This window comes from Coleofasciculus sp. G1-WW12-02 (assembly GCF_040219735.1).
In the GTDB taxonomy this organism is placed as follows: Bacteria; Cyanobacteriota; Cyanobacteriia; order Cyanobacteriales; family Coleofasciculaceae; genus Coleofasciculus.
Genome location: NZ_JAVJRX010000121.1, coordinates 44,673 through 67,216, shown reverse-complemented (window position 1 = coordinate 67,216; position 22,544 = coordinate 44,673). Strand labels below are relative to the sequence as shown.

At 45.5% G+C, this 22,544-nt stretch carries 16 protein-coding genes, 2 tRNA genes and 2 pseudogenes; 13 read left to right on the top strand and 7 right to left on the bottom strand.

The genetic code is table 11. The features are described 5' to 3' along the window. Positions 1-481: 481 nt before the first annotated feature. Positions 482-880, bottom strand: coding sequence for a gamma-glutamylcyclotransferase family protein (locus RID09_RS20180; protein ID WP_446337706.1), 399 nt, complete (start codon positions 878-880; stop codon positions 482-484). Between the two features lie 404 nt (positions 881-1,284). On the opposite strand from RID09_RS20180, the gene RID09_RS20175 reads away from it, so the two are divergent. Together RID09_RS20175 and RID09_RS20170 are read left to right on the top strand one after the other, a co-directional pair. Continuing rightward, positions 1,285-2,079 (top strand): LmeA family phospholipid-binding protein, encoded by a 795-nt coding sequence (locus tag RID09_RS20175; protein ID WP_446337705.1) that lies wholly within the window; start codon positions 1,285-1,287, stop codon positions 2,077-2,079. Positions 2,080-2,329: 250 nt separating this feature from the next. Then, positions 2,330-2,959, top strand: coding sequence for a MotA/TolQ/ExbB proton channel family protein (locus RID09_RS20170; protein ID WP_446337704.1), 630 nt, complete (start codon positions 2,330-2,332; stop codon positions 2,957-2,959). Between the two features lie 20 nt (positions 2,960-2,979). On the opposite strand, the gene RID09_RS20165 is transcribed toward RID09_RS20170, so the two are convergent. Further along, the gene (locus tag RID09_RS20165) at positions 2,980-5,688 is read right to left on the bottom strand and encodes a phospholipid carrier-dependent glycosyltransferase (protein WP_446337703.1); all 2,709 of its coding nucleotides are present in this window, start codon (positions 5,686-5,688) and stop codon (positions 2,980-2,982) included. Positions 5,689-5,806: 118 nt separating this feature from the next. Here RID09_RS20165 and RID09_RS20160 point away from each other — a divergent pair, with 118 nt between their 5' ends. Continuing rightward, positions 5,807-7,534 carry a carotenoid oxygenase family protein gene (locus tag RID09_RS20160; RefSeq protein WP_446337702.1) on the top strand — a complete coding sequence of 576 codons (1,728 nt, stop codon included), beginning with the start codon at positions 5,807-5,809 and terminating at the stop codon, positions 7,532-7,534. Here the strand turns inward: RID09_RS20160 and RID09_RS20155 are convergent. Further along, positions 7,482-7,742 (bottom strand): GNAT family N-acetyltransferase, encoded by a 261-nt coding sequence (locus RID09_RS20155; protein ID WP_446337701.1) that lies wholly within the window; start codon positions 7,740-7,742, stop codon positions 7,482-7,484. The genes RID09_RS20160 and RID09_RS20155 overlap by 53 nt on opposite strands. 131 nt (positions 7,743-7,873) lie before the next feature. Beyond that, positions 7,874-8,917, bottom strand: a complete 1,044-nt coding sequence (gene trpD / locus RID09_RS20150) for an anthranilate phosphoribosyltransferase (RefSeq protein WP_446337700.1) — start codon at positions 8,915-8,917, stop codon at positions 7,874-7,876. 337 nt (positions 8,918-9,254) lie between these two features. On the opposite strand from trpD, the gene RID09_RS20145 reads away from it, so the two are divergent. Next, positions 9,255-11,279, top strand: a complete 2,025-nt coding sequence (locus tag RID09_RS20145; RefSeq protein WP_446337699.1) for a PAS domain S-box protein — start codon at positions 9,255-9,257, stop codon at positions 11,277-11,279. 533 nt (positions 11,280-11,812) lie between these two features. On the opposite strand, the gene ispF is transcribed toward RID09_RS20145, so the two are convergent. Continuing rightward, entirely contained in the window at positions 11,813-12,295 is a 483-nt protein-coding gene (gene ispF, locus RID09_RS20140) for a 2-C-methyl-D-erythritol 2,4-cyclodiphosphate synthase (RefSeq protein WP_446337698.1), read from the bottom strand. 391 nt (positions 12,296-12,686) lie between these two features. Between ispF and RID09_RS20135 the strand changes: the two genes are divergently transcribed. From RID09_RS20135 to RID09_RS20120, 4 genes and pseudogenes are all read left to right on the top strand, one after another. Next, positions 12,687-13,442: a pentapeptide repeat-containing protein gene (locus RID09_RS20135; protein WP_446337697.1), complete on the top strand. Its 756-nt coding sequence runs from the start codon at positions 12,687-12,689 to the stop codon at positions 13,440-13,442. A 241-nt stretch (positions 13,443-13,683) separates the two neighbouring features. Beyond that, positions 13,684-14,121, top strand: coding sequence for a ferritin-like domain-containing protein (locus RID09_RS20130; protein ID WP_446337696.1), 438 nt, complete (start codon positions 13,684-13,686; stop codon positions 14,119-14,121). A gap of 130 nt (positions 14,122-14,251) precedes the next feature. Continuing rightward, positions 14,252-14,564: pseudogene (locus tag RID09_RS20125) on the top strand (RNA-guided endonuclease TnpB family protein); the annotation flags it as partial. Positions 14,565-14,634: 70 nt separating this feature from the next. Beyond that, positions 14,635-15,276: pseudogene (locus tag RID09_RS20120) on the top strand (RNA-guided endonuclease InsQ/TnpB family protein); the annotation flags it as partial. Between the two features lie 181 nt (positions 15,277-15,457). Here RID09_RS20120 and RID09_RS20115 read toward each other — a convergent pair. Together RID09_RS20115 and RID09_RS20110 are read right to left on the bottom strand one after the other, a co-directional pair. Further along, positions 15,458-15,529 (bottom strand) — tRNA-Thr (locus tag RID09_RS20115). Positions 15,530-15,577: 48 nt separating this feature from the next. Continuing rightward, positions 15,578-15,662, bottom strand: a tRNA-Tyr gene (locus tag RID09_RS20110). A 626-nt stretch (positions 15,663-16,288) separates the two neighbouring features. On the opposite strand from RID09_RS20110, the gene urtA reads away from it, so the two are divergent. The 5 genes from urtA (at position 16,289) to urtE (ending at position 22,487) form a co-directional block, all read left to right on the top strand. Then, positions 16,289-17,611 (top strand): urea ABC transporter substrate-binding protein, encoded by a 1,323-nt coding sequence (gene urtA / locus RID09_RS20105; RefSeq protein WP_446337695.1) that lies wholly within the window; start codon positions 16,289-16,291, stop codon positions 17,609-17,611. Between the two features lie 146 nt (positions 17,612-17,757). Next, complete coding sequence (gene urtB / locus RID09_RS20100; RefSeq protein ID WP_446337694.1) at positions 17,758-18,930, top strand: urea ABC transporter permease subunit UrtB; 1,173 nt, start codon at positions 17,758-17,760, stop codon at positions 18,928-18,930. A 13-nt stretch (positions 18,931-18,943) separates the two neighbouring features. Further along, a complete protein-coding gene (gene urtC, locus RID09_RS20095; protein WP_446337693.1) occupies positions 18,944-20,119 on the top strand; it encodes an urea ABC transporter permease subunit UrtC in 1,176 nt (391 codons plus the stop codon). Positions 20,120-20,161: 42 nt separating this feature from the next. After that, positions 20,162-21,301: an urea ABC transporter ATP-binding protein UrtD gene (urtD, locus tag RID09_RS20090; RefSeq protein ID WP_446337692.1), complete on the top strand. Its 1,140-nt coding sequence runs from the start codon at positions 20,162-20,164 to the stop codon at positions 21,299-21,301. A gap of 484 nt (positions 21,302-21,785) precedes the next feature. Continuing rightward, positions 21,786-22,487: an urea ABC transporter ATP-binding subunit UrtE gene (urtE, locus tag RID09_RS20085; protein WP_446337708.1), complete on the top strand. Its 702-nt coding sequence runs from the start codon at positions 21,786-21,788 to the stop codon at positions 22,485-22,487. Positions 22,488-22,544 lie beyond the last annotated feature (57 nt).

Genomic DNA, 22,544 nt, shown 5'->3' with positions numbered 1-22,544 from the left:
TTTGTGTTACTTTGCCGAATTTGGCTAAATGCTCATATTCCCTATCTGATACTCGCGTTGTCACTTGCTTCATAGTTGTCAAACCAATTTCAATTTGCTACTATTGTAGGACAGGTTAAATAAATTAAAAGCTAACCGCTTACCTGTACTCTGAACCAAGACAACCACCGAATATGGGGTTCCATCCAGAAACAGACTATTCGTAGTCGCATCTGTGGACGGGTAAAATTCCAGCAGCTACATTGGGTGACAAAACTTTTTGTATTGTCCGGCGCGGTGGGGCATCCCGTGTCGTTAATAAAGCTCAGTCAATGTCCGAGGCTCAATAGCTGGAGTCACTCTAGAGCTTACACCATACTGTACTCAGTTGGTGTAGGAGTATGTCACGTAGCCTGAAATTCCTGTCGCTGGCTGTGAAAACACAAAAGCATTTCCCCCTTATGCCCCATTTTCTGGCGATGGGGTATTCATAATTCATCATTCAAGTGCGACTCCACCAACCGCAAGAAATAAGTGTACCCCCTAAACGCTGCACTCGCTCAGGTTGCATGAGGTAAATCCAAGCCTGTCCTAAAGATTGGTTAGCCAGATCATAAATAGTCACTTGTTGTCGATAATATTCATTGTCCTCTGGGTTTCGCTGCGGATTGTAGTCTTCTAGCTTATCCAAGACGGTTAAAAGATTTGGCTCAGTGAACGTCAGCAAAAAGCCCCGCACCGGACTCTTTCCAGGGATCATCGCCGGATAGCCGAGGGGCAAATCGAACAGTTGACCCAACGCGATCGCAGGTTGGGCGGCTAACACTTTTCCCTCACAGTAGCGCAGATAATTGACTTCCCCAGGTTTGAGAGTCCCGTACACAAACACCCGGATTGACATGCTCCCCTCCTAATACTTTGACTGTCCTGGACTACGGTTTGAAAATAATTGATAAGATTTCATTATTGCCTTAATCAGAACAAAGTCACGACGGATGATTGAATCTATAGCCGTCGCCTGTACAATAACAGGAGTGACTAAAGTTTCAGGGGTAATGTCTGAGTAATATTTCCTGTTTTGTTGAAAGTTGCCCACTGCATCAGGTGTGATCAATCCTGCACCTTTGCCAAAACTAATCATTAACTTCAGAAATTCTATTCCTATCGCTAGACCCCAAGTCAACCCTGGGTCTATGCTAGTCGCAAATTTGGGATATTCATCAATATTCCCACCGTGAGATTGCTGAAGGCTTCACATTTTGTTACAAATGTAAAGAGACAACTCGCGTGGATAACAGGACTACTATGCTCGGTGGCTTTGCCGGTTTAACCAACCCGTCTGGTACAGATTGGGGCGAACGGATGCTCAATACCGTCGCCAGCAATACGATTCGCCACCTATTTACTCGCAGTGAGTCTGTCGAGGTTTCGGTGCGCTGCAATCCCTCCAGTAAACTGTTACAGGGTAGCATTGACAGCTTTAAGATGCATGGGCGAGGCTTGGTGATCCGTAGAGAGTTTCGGACTGAGGAGATGTCCTTTGAAACAGACGCTGTGTCCTTGGACTTCAGTTCTGTCCTCAAGGGTCAGATTCACCTGAAGCAACCTACCCAAGCGATCGCCCAAGTCGTGTTAACAGAACCCGATATCAACCAGTCGTTTAAAGCCGAACTGGTGAGAAAGCGCTTAGAAAATATTTCCATTCCCGAATTGGAGGATCTCACTGGGGGTCAGCAAATTTCCTTCACTGACGTGCAACTCAAGCTGCTTCCCAATAACCGGATTCAGCTTTTTGCCAAAGTAAACCTTCCCGATCAGGAATTAGTGCCGATTAGCATGACCTCAACTCTGGCTGTAGAAAAGCGGCGGCGGATTCTCTTCAAAGACTCTAAATTTGAACCAGATACTATTCCAGAGGAATTGCGAGGCAAATCTGAAGCCTTGACCGATGCCCTGGATAAGATTTTGAATAATATGGTGGATCTGGATCGCTTCAATCTTGATGGCGTTACTATGCGAATCAATCGCCTAGAAACTCAGGGACAACAGCTAATATTCAGTGGTTATGCCCAAATTGATCGCATCCCCAATACTCCTTAGCCATTCAGGGGAAACAGGGGTGTAGGGTGTAGGGTATAAGGTGTGGGGTGAACAACAGACAAAAAAATTTGCCCAATCACCTATTCCCTCCTCCCCAGTGTAAGATCTCATCTGAGGCAGTGCGTGTTGAGCCGTAAACCCACCCTTGAGTACGTTCAACTGTCGTTGTTCGACTGGTAGGGAATCCCCGTGCGTACCCTGCGGGAAGCAAGCTACACGCCGGGGAGGATGTCAACAATTGAGCAGCTGCATGTCATTAAACGCCTTTTTTTCCTTGGGTGGGGTAGTCATGTTGCCCCTGTTAGTGCTTTCTATCTTAGCGATCGCGCTAATTTTAGAGCGGCTAAATTTTTGGTGGCGAGTCACCCAGCGCCAGAATCGCCTGATGCGAGAGGTGCTGCACTTGTACCAACAAAATCCTCCAGAAGCCTTTCTCAAACTAGAACAAAATAGTGATCTGCCAATCGCACGAATTTTTCTAGCCGCGTTGGAACTCAAAAGTCCCACTCCAGAGAAATTTAGACTCGCCCTCGAAAGTTCCCTGCAAGCAGAGTTACCGATTCTCAAGCGGTTCAACACGGCATTTGAGACCATCATTAGTGTCTCACCTCTGCTCGGACTTTTAGGCACTATATTAGGATTAATTGACGCCTTTGCCGCCCTACAGATTGGCGATATTGGCGGTCAAACCACCGTGGGTGTGACAGGCGGGATCAGTGAAGCCTTAATTTCTACCGTCGCCGGGTTGAGTGTCGCGATCGCTACCCTGATATTTGCCAACACCTTTCGTGGATTGTATCGGCGTCAACTCAGCTTGATTCAGGAGTATGGGGGGAAGCTGGAATTGATTTATCTCGGTTATTATGAGCGAATTAAATAAACTCACTCTTTCTCAGTATTCTACTCAGGACTAATTACAAATTTATCCAGAAAATACCATGTTTTGATCAAATTCCCTTGCATCAAGGCAGCAATACCAGAAAGAGCTTGAAGTTCAGACAGATTTGGGTTGAGATTTAGGGCAGGCTTGAGCGCATTTTGGGCATCTTGACCCCGCCATTCATACAAATAAACGAAAGCAAGATAAGCATGAGCATAAGGATTTTTTGGATCTAGCTGAACGACTCGTTGTAATGCCGCGATCGCACCCTGAGAATCTACCTGCAAAACCTTAGATAAAGCTAGAGCATAAGCCAAATCTAGCCGTTGCGGTTCCAACTTTAACCGATGAGTTAACGCCAAATCTGCCTGCACGAGATAGTCCTGAATCGGGTCATACTGATTAATCCGCCCCGTTTGTTCAAAGATAGCCTCCAGGGAATCAGAACCCTTTGGTAAAGTAGCGGCTAATGTCCGAAATTGGGTAATTAAATCTAATTCCGGTGCAGGTGTTGTAGACGCTTTGGGGTCAATCTTTATCCTAACCGTTGGTACAGATATCGGATAGGTTTCCCCCGTCTCTCGATGCAAATAAGTAGCTTTTAATGTATACGTTCCGGCTGGGATATCTGCCCTAGGTAACATCGCCATCCGTTCAATAACTTGGTATTTAGGCAATTTAGGGTTAACGGTGGATAGCTGGCTGTTGATGGGTGAGTGAGGATATAAGTTTCCCATCCCAATACCATGATCATGGAGCCATTGATATTGATATCCCCCTTCCAGCGAATGCCAGGTTAATAACACAATACCCGATTGTAACGATTGCCAATCCCCTGTCCATTCGTAAGTAACAGGTACAGGTAAACCAGGGGGGGCTGTCTCTGGTAAAATCACCCGATTTAACTGAATTTTATCTGACCCTTCGACTACGTTCAAGGGCGAGTTTTGTTGATACGTTATCAGTGAAAAGCCAGGTTTAGTGGCTAAACCCACCCCGACAATTGATTGTTTACTATTGACTTTTGTTACCTTGACAAATGGCTGATGTCGATGATAGAGCTTGAGCAGACTTCCATCAGGTAAATCCCAAGTTTTCTGGAGTTGAAATTCGCCCCCTTTTTCAACCTTCTCCACTATAGCCGCTTGCGCCTCAGGGACAGAACCTTGATCACCTGTTTTTGTCACAAACCAAGACAGCGATCGCGCATCCTGTTCAACCTGTTTTTCTCGTACTCCCACCTGACGCCCATACACCTGAAAATCCCGCAACGCCCCATAATAATTTAAATTGTGTTGATTAATTTCCGGAGTTGAAGGCAATACCCCTAACGTTGTCTGTAAATTCGGAGATACTTGGATAATTTCATCAATCACCTGAGCCAGAGGAACAGGTTGTCCCAAATAAGGAAAATGTTGAACACGCGGCGAAAGAAAGTGGGTTAAAAAAGCGCCTCCCAAAGGAAATAAATTCAGCACAATTAACACAGACGCCAATCCCACCGTCCCCCAGCGAACCTGTTGTCCAAAACGACCTTGCCATAGAACCAAACCCGATGCTAAAACTAACGAAAATACAGGTAACAATGGCAAAATATACCGAGCATCCTTATTCACATTCAGAGAACACAGCAGATAACCCCCGATCAAAAACACAGCCAGCCAACCGAAAGACCAACCTAACCCACCCAACCCATATCTTTCCTGAAACCCTCTGCGCCCCTCTGCGTTAACCTCTGCGCCCCTCTGCGTTGAAAAAACATCCTCCGTACCTAACCTTCGATCTTTATTACGCCAATAAAGAATCAAACCAACAATTGGTACAAGCAACAGAACCCAAGACACCAAATAAGGTAAAATCTTCCCATAATAAAGCCAAGCATCCAGAGTATTCAAAGCCGGATCACCCTCTGCGATCGCGGAATCTAACGTGGCTCTTTTCCCAGAGGTTAAAATGAGTAGCCAGTTGGTGCGATACCAGGAACCAAATATCAACACAGACACCAACAATCCAGCGATTAACTGAGCCAAGCGCCCCCAGTTTCGCCGTCGAATTGTCCCCACGATAACCCAGATAATTGGTATAAATAGAAAAAATAGCGCCGTTTGCTTAACCATTAGCGCCAATCCTAGGGACAAACCAAAGATTATTGCCCAGAGTAGGGATTGGTAATTGGGTTGCGGTTTAGCAATTACAGGTTTTAAACTTTGAGTTCGCCAAACTGTGAGACAAAAGAAACTGAGTGTAACAACAGCCGTTAAGGGATAATCGAGAAGAAATTCTAAACGATAGCGATAGAGTCCCGGTAAAAGCACCGTTAATCCAGCCGCCCATAATCCAACCCGACGGTTGAAGAGTTGGACACCTAAGCCATAAACTGAACCGATAAGAATAGCATGAAAGAGTAACAGAACCAGCGTAGCTTGATCCGTTCCCCGACCAAAAATATGTTGAATAATAGCCGTAGCGATATAAGTAAATGGTGGTATTTTAGAGGAAAGTTGCCATAAATTCGTCCACCATTCCCCAGAGAACCACTCAGGATGCTGCAACGCTTGCCAATAGTTTAACGAACCCGTCAAATAATCCGCCTCATCCCAAGCGGGGACAGAATTATCAACAGCAAACCACAGGCGATCGCACAAAGCGCTGGCTAGCCAAATCAGTCCCAGAATTCCCAGATATTTGCGGTTTCCCGTTTTCCACCGATGTAATTGGTCTTTCATCATTCATTGTTTATCAGCCGGGGTGCGGGGGAGCCTTTTGACTTTTCCGACTTGACTTTTGATTTACACTATGATATTAACATAATTCTAGATATCAATTTAATAAGAGAGGAGAATCAGAATGTCATTTAAAGTAAGTGGGTGTGTTTATGAATCCGAAAGCGGATCGGGGATTCCTGGTTTAGTTGTCAAAGCTTTTGATCAGGATTTAATCAAAGATGATGATTTAGGAGAAGCTTTAACGGATAGCCAAGGTAACTTTGAAATTCTTTACGACGAAAAAGATTTCGGAGAAAAATTTGAGGGCAATCCGGATTTGTACATTGTGGTCAAGACTCCTGATCGTCACCACGTATTATACACAAACAAAAAGACTATTCGTCAGAAAGCTACAGTTAATGAACATTTTAAAATAGCAATTACCCAGGCTAACTTACAGCAATCCTATTCATTAGAAGATGACAAAAAATTGCTCAAAGCTCTTATTGGGATCGCCTGGATAGATGGTGTTCTAGAACCTGGTGAACAGAAATACATTAGCCAAATCGCCAGCAAAAAAAACCTAAGTAATGATATCGATCTTGACAGTCTATTAAACCAACCCGTGCCACCTGAACAGTGTTATGACTGGTTACAAGACTATTTAGGCAAGAATCCAACGGATGAAAAGTACCAAGAGCTGTATGAAAATATCAGTACTTTGATTTCTAGTGATACTGAAGTTGATACCCAAGAATCAGAATTCCTCCAGTTTTTATCAGACAAGAAAACTCGCCGTCAAAAATTTCAGGAACGGTTGATGAAGATTTTTCTCGATTCAAAATTCTTAGGTCAAATCATCAGCGATACGGGAGAAGGGGCAAAGATTGCCAATCAAGGCGTTAGAACGTCTGGCTATTATGCTCGCATTCCGAACCTGATCCTCAGTCAACTCCACAGTACCAAGAGCGATCACCTGCTCAAAGACGACATGGGTAAAATTTATCTAGACGATAACTTTGCCCCCATAGAAAAAGAAACAAGTGTTGACGAACTTACCGTCATTGGAGAACTTCCGCAACAACTCTCCGGGATGTTTCTGCGTAACGGACCCAACCCCCAATTTCAACCCCTTGGACTCTACCATTGGTTTGATGGGGATGGCATGATCCACCAAGTAAATATCAGCAATGGCAAAGCCAGCTACCGCAATCGCTATGTTCGCACTGAAGCTTTTGAGATTGAAAAACGAGAAGGTCAAGCGATTTGGCCCGGTTTAATGAACTTGCCTAGGTTTGATGGACCCCACGGCATTATGATGAAGAATGTTGCCAACACGTCCCTGGTGTGGCACAACGGCAAACTGCTAGCCCTATGGGAAGCCGGCGAACCCTATATCATTAATGCTTCTAACTTAGAAACAGTAGGCTCTCATACCTTTGGAGGCAAACTTCAAAGCACGTTCACGGCACACCCAAAAGTTGACCCCGTGACGGGTGAAATGATCTTCTTTGGCTGTTCATTCATCATGCCGCCTTATTTAGAATATGGGGTGGTTTCGGCACAAGGAGAAATTTTACAAACTGTCCCCATTGATTTACCGAGTCCGGTGATGATGCACGATTTTGCGATCACCGAAAATTACACCATCTTTTTAGATCTGCCCCTAGCTTTCCAGCCGATGCGGATGATGGAAGGCAAACTACCGATTGCCTTTGAGTGGAAACGTCCCAGTCGAATTGGCATTCTACCTCGTCATGGAGACAATAGTAGTATTCGCTGGTTCTCAATCCCCCCTTGCATGGTTATTCACACGGCTAAATTCCTCGTCCTCGGAAATCCGACAAAACAGCAAGGCGTTCAATTTTAGCGGTTTGATGATCCAAATATCTCACCCTGACGGTTCCCACAGGCTGATTCTCGATATACGCCAGAATATGATCGGCGGTTTCATCTTTGCCATCCAAATCCAAACTTGGATCAACACCTTGTTCAATATGAAAAACCGACTGTCTCACCCCTTGAATAGCGGCTGGATATTCTTTATAATTAACAATCTTGAACGTGATTTGGCTCATCGCGATCGCTACACCTCAATTTACGCTTACACTGAACTTTGTGTAGCATAATTTGACACTCTCTCCCTCTCCCTTCTTCCAGTTAACTGATGAGGGTACGGCAGTGCCGTTCCCCTACAGAATAAAAATGTTTAATTCTTCAAGAATGGAATAAGCTGTTCCAATTTTGACCAAGCCGCCCCACTTTTCAAGATATCCTTTGCCTGTTCAATCCCAGCTTTATGATCCTCCAACGCCACAACCCCAGCCACTTGCAAGGCTAATGAGGTATTTAACGCCACCACATCCTGTTGGGCGGCGGTTCCTTTCCCCTGTAAAACATGGGTTAAAATATCCACATTTTCGCCCACATCGCCGCCACGTAACGCCCCTGTTGGTGCTGAAGTTAAACCAAGCTGTTGCGGATTTAGCGTAGACAGTCGCACCTCACCATCAGATAGCAGCGCCAAGTCGGTTTCGTCAGCCAATCCTGCTTCATCCAGTTTTTCTCGTCCATGGAGGACAATTCCCTGATGAATTCCCATTTGTTGTAAAGCATGGGCAACCGTTGATACTACATTGGCGTCAAATACACCAATCACTTGACCAGTGGGGCGCAATGGATTGACTAGAGGTCCTAACAGATTAAATACCGTCCGCACCTTCAGGGTTTGTCGCAACGGGGCTACCGCTTTCATCGCTGGATGCCATCCCCGGGCAAAAAGAAATGTAACGCCCACCTCATCCAATGCGGACTGGACTTTTTCTGGTGGGGCAGATAAATTGACGCCCAAAGCCTCTAAAACATCGGCTGAACCCACTTTCGAGGAGGCTGAACGATTCCCATGTTTGGCAACCCTTACACCAGCAGCCGCCGCCACAAATGCTACAGCCGTCGATATATTAAAGGTGGATGCACCATCGCCACCGGTGCCACAGGTATCAATAACTGGCGTTTTATGGTCAAGGGTTTCCTGCTGTAAGGATTGATCCTGCAACACTTGAGCCATTCCTGCCAATTCTGATGCCGAGACTCCTTTTGCCTGAATCGCCGCCAGAATCGCCCCGGATAAAACAGGCGGAATGTCCTCATTTAGCCACCCCTGCATTAATTGGGAGGCTTGCTCACGGGATAATGATTGTCTGTCGAGGATTTGTTGCAGCAGGTTAGACCAGTTGGTAGGAGTTTGGAGCATTGCTTAATGTTTGTTTACCTGAGAAAATAGGAGCTTGGGGAAATTATGAAGACAAATTCTTAATTAACGATTGCTATGACTAGGTGTATTATTATACCGGATAGCAGGAGATACCATTATTGAACCAATAATCTACATAAGTACAAAAAAGGTGTTATCTGAGTCCAAGCGCTAAATTCAAACAAAGACGTAGTCGGCTACGTCTCTACATGGCTTTTCCAGCGCTGTGTCCTCCGCCCGCCGTCTCAACCGAAAACTTTTTCATCCTCCGAATGTTATCATAGGCATTTTAAAACCTGACGGCACATTAACTTGGTTTAGCGTTAACTCAAAACCCTTGTTTTATTCCAACCCCACCCGACCTAATACAGCTAGAACCTCTGTTGTGGACATTCCATCCAAACCTGTTGAGGCACAGCTAAATGAATGTGATGATCGCTTCTGTGATACCTTTGAGCAAGCAGCCGTTGGCATCAAACACTTATCGACGGATGGTAAAATAATTCGGGTCAACCCTAAGTTTTGTGACATCGTTGGCTACAGCCGTGATCAAGTCCTCACACGCACCTGGCAAGACCTAACCCACCCCGATGACTGGGCAAGCGATCGCGCGATAATGGAGTTACTCTTAGCCGGTACCCTTGAGAGTCACTGCCAACAAAAACGCTACCGACACCAAAATGGCAGCATTGTCTGGGTACAAATCACTATATCCGTAGTGCGATCGCCTCAAGGGAATCCGAAGTACTTTTTGCACGTCATTCAAGATATGAGCGCCTGTCAAGCGGCTGAATCGGCTCTGCAACGCTCAGAAGCCCGCTTGCGCGAAAAAGCTCACCAAGAAGCCTTGCTCAATCGCCTCTCAACCCAAATCCGCAACAGTTTAGACCTAGATACGATTCTGAAAACAACTGTACTAGAAATCCGCCAGCTATTGCGAATCGATCGCTGTCAGTTTATCCGGTATCATGCTGAGCAAGTGCCCGCTTATTGGGAAGTTGTCACCGAAGATCGAGAGTCTTCGCTTCCCGATTTGACAGGCTGCTATTGGGCGGACACCAATCAAGTTCTCACGCAGCAGTTATACCATCTGAACATGATGCGGATTGATACCGTAGAAACGGTGAGCGATTCCTTATTACAGGAATTTATGCGATCGCTCGATTATCAGTCTCTATTGCTTATCCCCCTACAAACCCCTTCCGGAATCACCGGGGTGATTAGTTGCAGCCACACTCAGGAAACTCGCCCTTGGATAGATAGCGAAGTTGAACTCCTCGAAGGGGTGATCTCTCAACTGCTCATGGCAATTCAACAAGCTGAACTTTACGCCGCTAGCTGTCGAGCCACAGAACATGCTCGAAAACAAGCCGCACAATTGTCAAAAGCTCTCCACGATTTGCAGCGCACCCAATCTCAGCTGATCCAAAGTGAAAAAATGTCCAGTTTGGGTCAGCTTGTGGCGGGTATTGCTCACGAAATTAACAATCCGGTTAATTTTATTTATGGCAATCTTATTTATGCCCAAGAGTATTACCAAGATCTCATCGCGCTGGTACAACTTTACCGCACTGCTTATCCTAATCCTCCAGCCATTCTTAAAGAGCGGATCGATAGCATCGATTTGGACTTTATCTTGACCGATTTTGCTAAACTTCAATATTCAATGAAGGTTGGCGCTGAACGGATTCGAGAAATTGTTCAATCTTTGCGGACTTTTTCTCGTTTAGATGAGTCAGGGCGCAAAATAGTAGATATTCATTCGGGTATTGAGAGTGCTTTGATGATTCTGCAATATCGACTTAAGGAGAAGCCGGGATCAGCCGGAATCTGTGTGATTAAAGACTATGGAGATTTGCCCCCCATCGATTGTTGGCCCGGACAGTTAAATCAAGTTTTTATGAATATCTTGACCAATGCGATTGACGCGATCGAGGAAAAGGCAAGTCATTATTCGTCTCCAACTGAGGCAGAGTTTTTGGACGGGATGGGACTATTTTCACCAACAATTACGATTCGCACAGGTATTAGCCAAACAGACTCGGTTAAGTCTCCAATGGCTGATGATGTAGCCGAGGAAAATTCTAAGGGAGAAAGGGACGATTCTGAACCAGATACTCCTTATGTTTTTATCCGCATCACAGATAACGGAATCGGGATGAGTCCACAAACGAAAAAACGGCTCTTTGATCCCTTCTTTACTACGAAACCTGTGGGTTTAGGGACGGGTTTAGGGTTGGCGGTTAGTTACCAAATTGTTGTCGAAAAACATGGCGGTAAGCTGTGGTGTAATTCGACACTTGAACAAGGATCTGAGTTGGTGGTTGAGATTCCGATTCAACAACCGCAGAACAAACGGTGATTGGGGAAGATTTAATCCGGCTCCCCCGTGCAAAAAAAGCGAAGCATCCTCTGGTTTCCCCGTGCAAAAAAAGCGAAGCATCCTCTGGTCTCCCCCGTGCAACAAAGGCGAAGCATCCTCTGGTCTCCCCCTTTTTAAGGGGGACTTTGAATAAATCCGGTTCCCCCCTTGTTAAGGGGGGCTAGGGGGGATCTCTTCTCAAGTAGCGATTATTTTGCATCAGTTTATGGCTTTCTCTGTTCAGTTTAGATCCCCCTAAATCCCCCTTAAAAAGGGGGACTTTGAATAAATCCGTTTCCCCCATGGAACAAAAAGCGAAGCATCCTCTGGCTTCCCCCGTGCAAAAAAAGCGAAGCATCCTCTGGTCTCCCCCGTGCAAAAAAAGCGAAGCATCCTATGGCTTCCCCCTTCTTAAGGGGGACGGGAGGGGGATCTAAAGGGGGACGGGAGGGGGATCTAATAGGGGGACTTTTAGTGCTATGTTTAGTAGATTTCGCTTAAGGTTCGTTACAGTTATAACCAATGACAAAGAACTAATGCTCCTTAACTAATAACGTTACAGCATAAGCCGCTATTCCTTCTTCTCGTCCCACGGGTCCTAATTTCTCATTGGTGGTGGCTTTAATCCCGATTTGATCGGGTTGTAATGCTAAAGTCATGCTGAGGCGATCGCGCATGGTTTTGATGTGAGGCTTCAGCTTGGGACGTTCGGCGACGATTACCGAGTCAATATTGCTAATCTGCCAACCCTGCGATCGCACGAGCTGATTCACCTGACTCAATAACTCTAGACTATCGGCTCCTGCCCATTTTGGGTCGGTGGGGGGAAAATAATGACCAATATCTCCCAGACTCAATGCGCCTAGCATGGCATCCATTATCGCATGGGTTAGGGCATCCGCATCACTATGCCCTAGCAATCCGAGTTCGTGGGGAATGTTCACACCCCCAAGAATCAAAGGGCGTCCTTTCTCTAGTTTATGGATATCGTAACCGTTACCAATCCGGATAGTCATTGCTTTTTCCCCAGGTTAACCTCAATAATTTACCAAATCCTCATCCTTACCCAACTTACCCCATGACTAATCCCTAACCACGATTTTCTTTATCAACTCTTTACCAAACCGGTTAATTTTTAAAATCATAGTAAATTTTTGCCCCTTTTTCCAGAAATTAAGCGTCAAACACTTCAATTTTATCAATAGCAAGCTATTCTCAGTAATAAGAGTGACAACAGCCCTTTAAGTTTAAATAATCGTTCAACCTCGTTTAGGGTTGTCTACTTATAAATTTTATCGCCGTTGAATTGCGCCAAACGCTGCAACCTTTAACGACGATTTATTATCCGTTTCTCAGAACCAGCAACCTTATCTTGAAATTGCTCATTGTACTCAACTTAACCCTCCTATGAAACCGCAACATCATCGAATTCCTGAAGAGCAAGCCCAAGACGTTTTGATGCGAGCTGCTCAACTCTATGCTCAGCACAACCAAAGTTATTCTGCACAAGAGCTAATCGATGCTGGAACCGAAGCCCAAATTCCACCAGAGTTTATGGAAGAGGCGATTAATCAGATTGAGTTAGAAAATATCCAAGCTGAGGCTCAACTCCGGAAAGCTAAACGCGGTAAACCCTTATTTATGGGATTCGCGATTTGTCTTCCTTTATTAATCGCCCTTGGCGTAGCCGGATGGTTGTTGCCGAGAAATAGTGTAACCAATGCCGCCGTCAGTCAGTCAGCCCAGACAAACCAGGCGATATCCCCGCTAAGTAACATCAGTTCTGCCACTATAGCGCCGAGTAACTTTAAATGTGCTGGCTTAACCCTCAATGGCGCTGATTTGAGTGGTAAAAATCTTAAGGGTGCCGATTGTACCAATGCCGATTTAGCCAATGCTAATTTGACCAATACCAATCTCGAAGGGGCAAATCTGAGTCATTCTAACTTAGAAAATGCTAATTTAAATGGCGTTAATCTCAAAGGCGCAGATTTAGCTGGAGCGAATTTAGCCGGGGCAAACCTAGACAGCGCAAACCTAGAAGGCGCGAACCTGAGTAATACGGATTTAAGAAATGCCAATCTCAACAACGCCACTATCACCGGAACGGATATGGCTGGAGCGAACTTAGACGGGGCGAACTTGAATAACGCTCAAAAATAAGCGGTTCCCCATAGTGGGAGCATCTTGCTCCCTAGATGCTGCTCCCTGGGTGTTGCTCCCCCAGCTCCCAGACGTAACATGCTACGTCTCTAGATTGCTCTCCTAGCTCCCCCACCTCTCTCGGCAAGAGTGGTGGCAAAATGTTCTCTAGCAACTGTTGTAGATTCGCTGACTTGTTAAGCTTTTTTAAGGATAAACTGAAACAGACCTAAGTGAATCTACTTACCGCAACCTCAACATTATGAAAGAGCTCGACCTGAAAAAGACCATTGACGTACTCAACACCATTATGGAGTTTGAGTTGGCTGGCGTCGTGCGTTATACTCATTACTCCTTGATGGTGATTGGTCCTAACCGAATTCCGATTGTAAACTTTTTTAAGGCACAGGCTAGCGAGTCTCTGCTCCACGCTCAACAGGTGGGAGAAATTATCACAGGCTTAGAAGGTCATCCCAGCCAAAAGATTGCGCCCATCGAGGAAACCTACCAACATTCCGTGCAAGATATTTTGCAGGAAAGCCTTAATCATGAGAAAAAAGCATTAGATCTCTATAAAGACCTTCTGCATATCGTGGAAGATGCATCCGTGTATCTAGAGGAATTTGCCCGTGGTCAAATTGGTCAGGAGGAAATGCACAACGTAGAGATTAAGAAAATGCTGCGTGACTTTAGCTTGTAAATCACGGGTCATTAGTTATTGGTAATTACCTTAATATCTTCCCAGATCCAATCGAAGATTATGGTCTGGGATTCCCTAAAAACGCTCAATTAAGTTTTCTGTCTCAATTGACAACGATGACAAATAATTGCAACTGCATAAAGCGTGGGACTACTTTAAATCTCGTGGGTTTGGCTTTCCTAGGTTTAAAAAATTTGGGCAGTTTAAGTCATTGCTATTCCCTCAGTTTAAGGAGAATCCAGTAACGGGACTCCATCTCAAACTACCAAAACTGGGGACAATCCCAATTAACTTGCACCGCCCTATTCCATCTGGTTTTACGGTTAAACAGGTGCGAATTACAAGGAAAGCCGATAATTGGTATGCATGTATCAACATTCAGTGTAATGTCAGTGTCCCCGATCCAAAACCTCATGGACACCCAATTGGGGTAGACATAGGTGTAGGGGCGAAGCATTTGCGTACTATACTTATGCCACTTCCTGTTCACTAATCTCCGCAAATGCTTCGCCCTTACTGGCGACCAGCGATGGCGTTGTTGTCAAGCCGCCTAAGTTTTTTAGGACACTACAAAGCAAGCTTAAATTGCTGCAACGTAGGCTGTCTAGGAAACAGAAGCGGTCAAAAAATTACGAGAAAAAACGACTCAAAGTTGCCCGACTTCACCACTACATTGACAACATCAGGAAAGATTTTCACTTCAAGCAAGCTCACGCCCTTTGTGATGCTGGCGATATGGTTTTCATGGAAGATTTAGACTATAGAGTTAGCGCCAAAGGGATGTTGGGTAAGCAGATGCTTTATGCGGGGTTTGGTCAATTTCGTACCATTACCCAATATGTGTGTTGGAAGCGTGGAAAGTTTTTTGGTGTTGTTGATGCCAGGGGTACTTCTCAGGAGTGTCCTGAATGTAAAGGTGAAGTCAAAAAAGACCTAAGTGTTCGGGTACATGATTGCCCTCACTGCGGCTACAAAACCGATAGGGATGTTGCCAGCGGTCAGGTAATCAGAAACCGAGGAATAAAGTTAATTGGTACCGATGGGCTATCGGGAAAGGAAACTGCCTGTGCAGCCGATCTACCGGGGGTTGAGGTAACTCAATCTAGGCAAGTGGCGCAATCCCCAAGGGGAATAACCAGGAAATCCTCAAAGTGATTTGGGGAAGCCCACACCATAATTTTCAATTTGGTGTGGGAGGATGTCACTAGTCAATCTCCAAGAATCAAACCACTTGATACCCAAAAAACAACTAAGATACCCATATTTTTTCCTCTGACTCTGGATAGTCTAGTTAAGTAATCACTCCAGAAGCCTTACAGGATATAGCTTTCTCAAAAGCCCGTGACGAGGATTGAACTCGTGACCTCACCCTTACCAAGGGTGTGCTCTACCACTGAGCTACACGGGCATCACCATAAACGTTTCTCATACACACACTCTATAAAATAGAGCAATGTGGTGGGCCGGGTTGGATTTGAACCAACGTAGGCGTAGCCAGCGGATTTACAGTCCGCCCCCATTAACCGCTCGGGCACCGACCCATTTCGTTCACAGTTACCCATACTAGCACAACTTTTTATTTATATTCAACTTTTTTTTCGGACGTCCCCGTCTCAGCCATCTGAGCCATCTCCTCCAAGGGCGGGTTGAGTCACCTTATCGGCTTGTAGGCATAAGTTATCTGTAAAACCATCCGTGTCAATTTAAGCTACAACCCTTGCCAATTATTGGTTCGAGCAGTTCGATACAAACTGGGGCCTGTTGCTTGCTCCCTCTGCTTCCCCTACTTCCCCTACTTCCCCTACTTCCCCTACTTCCCCTACTTCCCCTGCTCCCCCTGCTCCCTCTGCTTCCCCTGCTTCCCCTGCTCCCCCTGCTCCCCCTGCTCCCTCTGCTCCCCCTGCTTCCCCTGCTTTTAGCGCTTAAGTTGACACCAATGCTGTAAAACCCGCCTCTACACCCCGGCTTCCAGACAGAGGTTCCACGCCTTACGTCTCTACTTGCCTATCCCTTGTAGTAGCACCATCTCACCCATCTGCTAAATCTCCTCCATCTGGGCGTTTGGTATCAGAAATAACAATTACTCGGCTAAGCTGGCTCTATTATCGCAGCTTAACCTTGTTTATCTCTATCAACGAACGGAATTACCTGAGGAATCTTTATAAAAATGGTTAGACGATTAGGGCGACGTAAATTTTTGATCTATGGCGGTGCCACGTTAGGAACCAGTCTTCTCCTCAAAGCCTGTAGTGAACCGCCAGCAACGGATACCACCGTAGATGCGACAACGCCTGACTCAGCAGCAGGTGGTAGTAGTGGCGAGACGATAAAAGTTGGGATTCTCCACTCCCTGAGCGGCACAATGGCAATTAGTGAAAAAAGTGTTGTCGATGCTGAACAACTCGCCATTGAGGAAATCAACGCCGCCGGTGGTATTCTCGGTAAGCAGATTGAAGCAATTGTGGAAGATGGTGCCTCAGATTGGCCCACGTTTGCTGAGAAAGCGAGAAAGCTAATTGACCAAGATAAAGTAGTCTCCGTTTTTGGCGGCTGGACTTCTGCAAGCCGCAAGGCGGTATTGCCCGTCTTTGAAGAGAAAAAACATCTGCTCTGGTATCCTGTGCAGTACGAGGGTCAGGAGTGTTCTAACAACATCTTCTATACAGGCGCTGCTCCCAATCAGCAGATTGAGCCAGCCGTGGATTGGTTGCTGGAGAATAAGGGCAAAAAATTCTTCCTGATTGGTTCTGACTATGTGTTCCCTAAAACCGCCAACACAATTATTAAGGCACAGCTAAAAGAACTCGGTGGCGAGACGGTTGGCGAAGATTACTTACCCTTGGGAAATACAGAAGTTACCCCAGTTATTACTAAAATCCGTGCCGCGTTACCAGAAGGGGGCGTTATCTTCAATACCCTCAACGGGGATAGTAATGTGGCATTCTTCAAACAGCTACAGGGTGCCGGTTTGACACCTGACAAGTATCCGGTTATGTCTGTCAGTATCGCTGAAGAAGAAGTCAAGGCGATTGGGCCCGAATACCTCAAAGGTCACTATGCGGCTTGGAACTACTTCCAAACCGTTGACACACCACGAAACCAGGAGTTTGTCAAGGCATTTAAGGCAAAATATGGTGAAGACCGAGTGACCAACGACCCGATGGAAGCCGCCTATATTGGGGTTTACTTGTGGAAGCAAGCGGTTGAACAAGCGGGAACGGCTGATGACTTAGAAGCTGTCCGCAAAGCGGCTTATGGTCAGAAATTTGAAGCCCCAGAAGGTATGGTGACCATGAATCCTAACCATCACCTCTCGAAAGTGGTGCGGATTGGTCAAGTGGGAGACGATGGTTTGTTTGAAATTGTCAATGAGACAGAAGCCGCCGTCGAACCGATTCCCTGGAATCAATTTGTGGCTGAAACTAAAGGGTATGGTTGTGATTGGTCTGACCTGAGTAAGGGTGGCAAATACAAGTTAAAAGACGTATAACCTCTGGAACAGGCAGACAAGGAACAGGAAAGATAGGGGAGTCGGGGCGGGCGCAAGTCCCCTCCTTGGTGAGGCAAGAAACGATAATAGTGAAAAGAACCCCTACACAATAAAAAATCAACCATCAATAATCAAAGTAGAAAATTGTGCTAGCAGGACTGTTAGATAGTCTCTATGGCGGTATCAGTATTGGCGCTGTTCTCTTAATTGCAGCTCTAGGATTAGCCATTGTGTTCGGACTCATGGGTGTGATCAACTTGGCGCACGGCGAGTTGATGATGCTGGGTGCTTATACGACCTTTGTTGTCCAAAATGGGTTCAAGTCTCTGGGGGCACCCTGGTTTGAAGCTTATATCATCTTTGCCGTACCGATCGCGTTTCTGGTTACCGCCGCCGTGGGATTGGTTCTCGAACGGGGCGTAATCCGGTTTCTGTACGGGCGTCCCCTGGAAACTTTGCTAGCAACGTGGGGTGTTAGCCTAATTTTGCAGCAGTTTATCCGCAGCGTAAATTGGGTGATGGCAATTGGTATTGTCCTATTTTGCCTGCTGTTTTTTGGGGCAATGTGGGTGCTGTCTCGTCGGGCAGATTTTCCGAGGATTCGCTCTTGGGCAATACCAACAATGCTGGTACTATCCTTAGGGATTGTCTTTACCATTGGGAAGGTTTTAGGTGAAACCTTTGCCCTGGCGACGACTAAGCCTTGGTTTGGCACTCAGGGTGTCGATGTAACTGCACCAACCTGGTTACGGGGAGGGTGGTTAGTTGAGTTACCCGAAGGCAGTTTTCAGTTATCTTATGTCCGACTATTTATTATTGGGCTAACTATTCTTTGCATTACGGGAATTTACCTATTCTTACAGCGTTCAGCTTGGGGATTACGAATTCGCGCTGTGACTCAAAATCGGAGTATGAGCGCTTGTTTGGGTATTCCTACGGGTAAGGTTGATGCTTTAACCTTTGCCATTGGTTCGGGATTAGCAGGAGTGGCGGGTTGTGCGATTAGTTTGCTGGGTTCAGTGAGTCCCAATACGGGTCAAAATTATGTCGTCGATACGTTCATGGTGGTGGTGGTTGGCGGCGTTGGTAAATTGGTAGGTTCGATTGTGGCGGCGTTAGCGATTGGGACAATTAATTACCTGATTGGTTCTGGAATACTGGCTTTGCTCTTTCAGCCCATTGAGCCGTTATTTGATTTGTTTACCTTTTTTGCCACCACCACTATGGCAAAGGTGATGGTGTTTGCCCTAATTATTATTTTCCTGCAAATTAGACCGGGCGGTATTTTCCCGCAGAAGGGACGCTCCTATGAATTGTAATGACGAATGACAAATGATATCTGACTCAGTAATTGAAATTCCTGGAATAGAGCGACGGCGAAAGCGTCGTCGATCACTGCTGATTGAAGTGGGTGTGGTTACTCTAATCGCACTGGTGTTGATTATTGTCATACCGTTGGCGCTGTCTGACTTTCGCCTGAACCTTCTGGGGCGATTTTTGGCATTGGCGATCGCAGCCTTGGCAATTGACTTGATTTGGGGCTATACCGGACTCTTGAGCCTGGGTCATGGCATCTTTTTTGCCCTGGGGGGTTATGCTTTGGCCATGCACCTGCAATTAGCCCCCCTTCTAGGGGGTCGTTTGCCGGAATTTATGACGCTCTACGGTGTGGATACATTACCCTGGTTTTGGCAACCGTTTGATTCTTTTGGGTTTGCTGTTTTTGCGGTTATTGTTGTTCCAGCTATCGTCGGGGGCTTATTTGGCTATCTCGTCTTTCGTAACCGGATTCGGGGCGTTTATTTCTCCATCCTCACCCAAGCCGCAACCATTATATTTTTCAATTTATTCAATGGTCAGCAGAAACTATTCAATGGTGCAAATGGTTTAACCAATTACCAAACCTTGCTGGGTGCTAATGTGAATGACGACCGAACCCAGTTTATATTTTATACCATTACAATCCTGTTGTTGATAATCTCTTATGCCTTATGTCGCTGGCTGACTCAGGGTCGTTTTGGACGGTTACTGGTGGCGATTCGCGATGATGAAAGTCGGGTAAGATTTTCGGGCTACAATCCCACAGGTTTTAAGGTTCTAGTTTTTGCTATTTCTGCGGGGTTGGCGGGAATCGCTGGTGCGATGTTCACCCTGCAAACGGGTATTGTTTCACCGACGACGATGGATATTGCCTTCTCGATTGAAATGGTGATTTGGGTGGCGGTTGGTGGTCGCGCCACACTCGTGGGGGCAATTTTAGGGGCGCTGGTAGTCAATTTTGCTAAAAGCATTTTAAGTGAAAAGTTTGCCGAAAGTTGGCTATTTTTCCAAGGGGGATTATTTTTGCTGGTGGTGACGGTATTGCCAAATGGAATTGTCGGTTGGTGGCGGTATTCCGGTTATCAGGGGTTGCTTAGTTTATTCGGTAAGCGCAAAGAAGTGATTACCTATCCCAGTTTAGAAGAAGACCCAGAGGTGCAGCGAGAACGAGAAGAAATTAGTCCTTAGTCATTCGTCATTACTCATTCGTCACCTCAACTCCGGCAAAACATGAATCAAAAAATCTTGGCAATTGAAGATTTAACCGTTAGTTTTGATGGCTTTAAAGCACTCAATAACCTCAACTTCAGTATGGATACTGGAGAGTTACGGGTGATTATTGGACCTAATGGTGCGGGAAAAACTACGTTTCTCGATGTGATCACGGGAAAAGTACAACCAACCCGGGGGCGAGTTTTATTTAAAGGACAAAATCTGCGGCGCAAATCTGAACATAAGATTGTGCAGATGGGTATTGGTCGTAAATTCCAAACGCCGCGAGTTTATCTAAATCTAACGGTTCGAGAGAATTTAGATTTAGTCTGTAATCGCCATAAAAATGTTTTTTCGACTCTCTTTGGTCGTCCTGCTGCATCGGAACAACGCAAGGTGTCAGGATTATTAGAAACGATTGGTTTAGTTCCCAAAGCCGATTTACAAGCTGATTTACTCTCCCATGGGGAAAAGCAACGGTTAGAAATTGGCATGTTAGTGGCGCAATCCCCGGATTTATTGCTTGTCGATGAACCTGTGGCTGGGTTAACGGATGAAGAGACGGAAAATATCGCTGAATTGCTAATCGCCCTCGCTGAAAGTCATTCGATTATTGTGATTGAACATGATATGGAATTTGTGCGGCTGATTGCCCGTAAGGTGACGGTACTCCATGAGGGTTCGGTATTATGTGAAGGGAGTATCGATGAGGTGCATAATGACCCTCGTGTTATTGAGGTGTATTTAGGACGAGAGTCCTCGATTAGCGCCCATCAAATGAAACTGCTGCGAATTGTGACAGCGATGGCTTGGTCTGATGGGGATTTAGCGCCTGCAGAAGCCCAGTTAATTATCTCTCGATTGAGTCAATTGTTTTCGCCTGATAGTGAAGAACAGGAAAAATTACAAACAGAACTACGGGATTATCTAGCGGCAAATGTTGATATTGATGAATTGGTTGCTCAAATTGAAAGTCCTGAAGAACGGGAGTTGATTCTAAAGTTGGGTTATGAGGTGATTAATGTTAGCGCCCGCACGCCTAATGAACCCATGATTAATGCACAAGAAGCCGCCGCTTACAAAGAACTGGTGAAACTTCTGGATTTACCGGAAGCAGTTATCAATCGCTTGGAAGCGGATACCGCCGAGTCGTTGTGATTGAGAATTCAATTCATTAAATGTGTTTTTTGTCAAATCAATCTCTGATCAAGTCCAGAAAATTTTGTCGTTGGGGTATGCTTGTATTATTTGAGTTTTGCCGACGTTAAGGAAAAAAATGACGCTATATTAAGGGTTTAAGCCAGGTTTTATTAAAAATTGCCTATAAATAGCCTATCTTATCATCATTTACAAAATTTCATAAATCATACTACAGTTAAAAAACAACGTCAAGTTAGGCTTTGCCAGGGACTGCTGCTGCCGGGTCAAAATTCTATCATCTTTGTAAAATCAAAACTCAAACTAGGAAATGAAAAGTTTTGCTTATATTATATCCAACCTAAAACAGTTCCTCAACTTAGCACTCCTCAACAACTTTTGAGTTATGCTGCACTAAACTAAGAATACTAATTCAAGGCTTCTAGGTATGAGTCCAACTGAGCAAGTTATATCTAAAATCGATCATCAATTCCCAACTCAGTTCATGCTGCAAATTAGGGATTTGAATGTGTATTATGGCGAAAGTCACATCCTGCGGGATGTGGATTTAACTGTACCCGTTGGACAAATGGTTTGTCTGATTGGACGCAACGGTGTGGGAAAAACAACGTTACTGAAAGCGATTATGGGGTTGCTCAAACCGCGAACGGGTACAATTACCTTAGCCGAGCAACCGATTACCCATAAATCCCCCGATCAACGGGCAAAATTAGGAATTGGTTATGTTCCCCAAGGACGGGAGATTATTCCCCGGTTAACGGTAAAAGAAAATCTGCTGTTGGGGTTGGAAGCCTGTCGTCAGGGTAGAGGGAACAAAGCTGAGATTCCTGAAGAGATTTTTAGCTTATTTCCCGTTTTAGAATCCATGCTATCTCGCATGGGGGGAGATTTAAGTGGAGGACAACAGCAACAACTTGCGATCGCGCGGGCTTTAATGGGGAAACCTCGATTACTGGTGTTGGATGAACCCACAGAAGGAATTCAACCCTCGATTATCTTAGAAATTGAAGCCGCTATCCGTCAGATTGTCAAGTCTACAGGGATTTCTGTGCTGCTGGTGGAACAGCATCTGCATTTTGTCCGACAAGCGGATTGGTACTACGCGATGCAAAAGGGAGGTATTGTCGCATCGGGTTCAACCCATGAACTAAGTCCTCAAGTGATTCAGCGGTTTTTAGCGGTTTAATCGTCCTTTGTTAAGCAACATGGGAGACGGTAAGATGATGGAGATAGAGGAGATGGG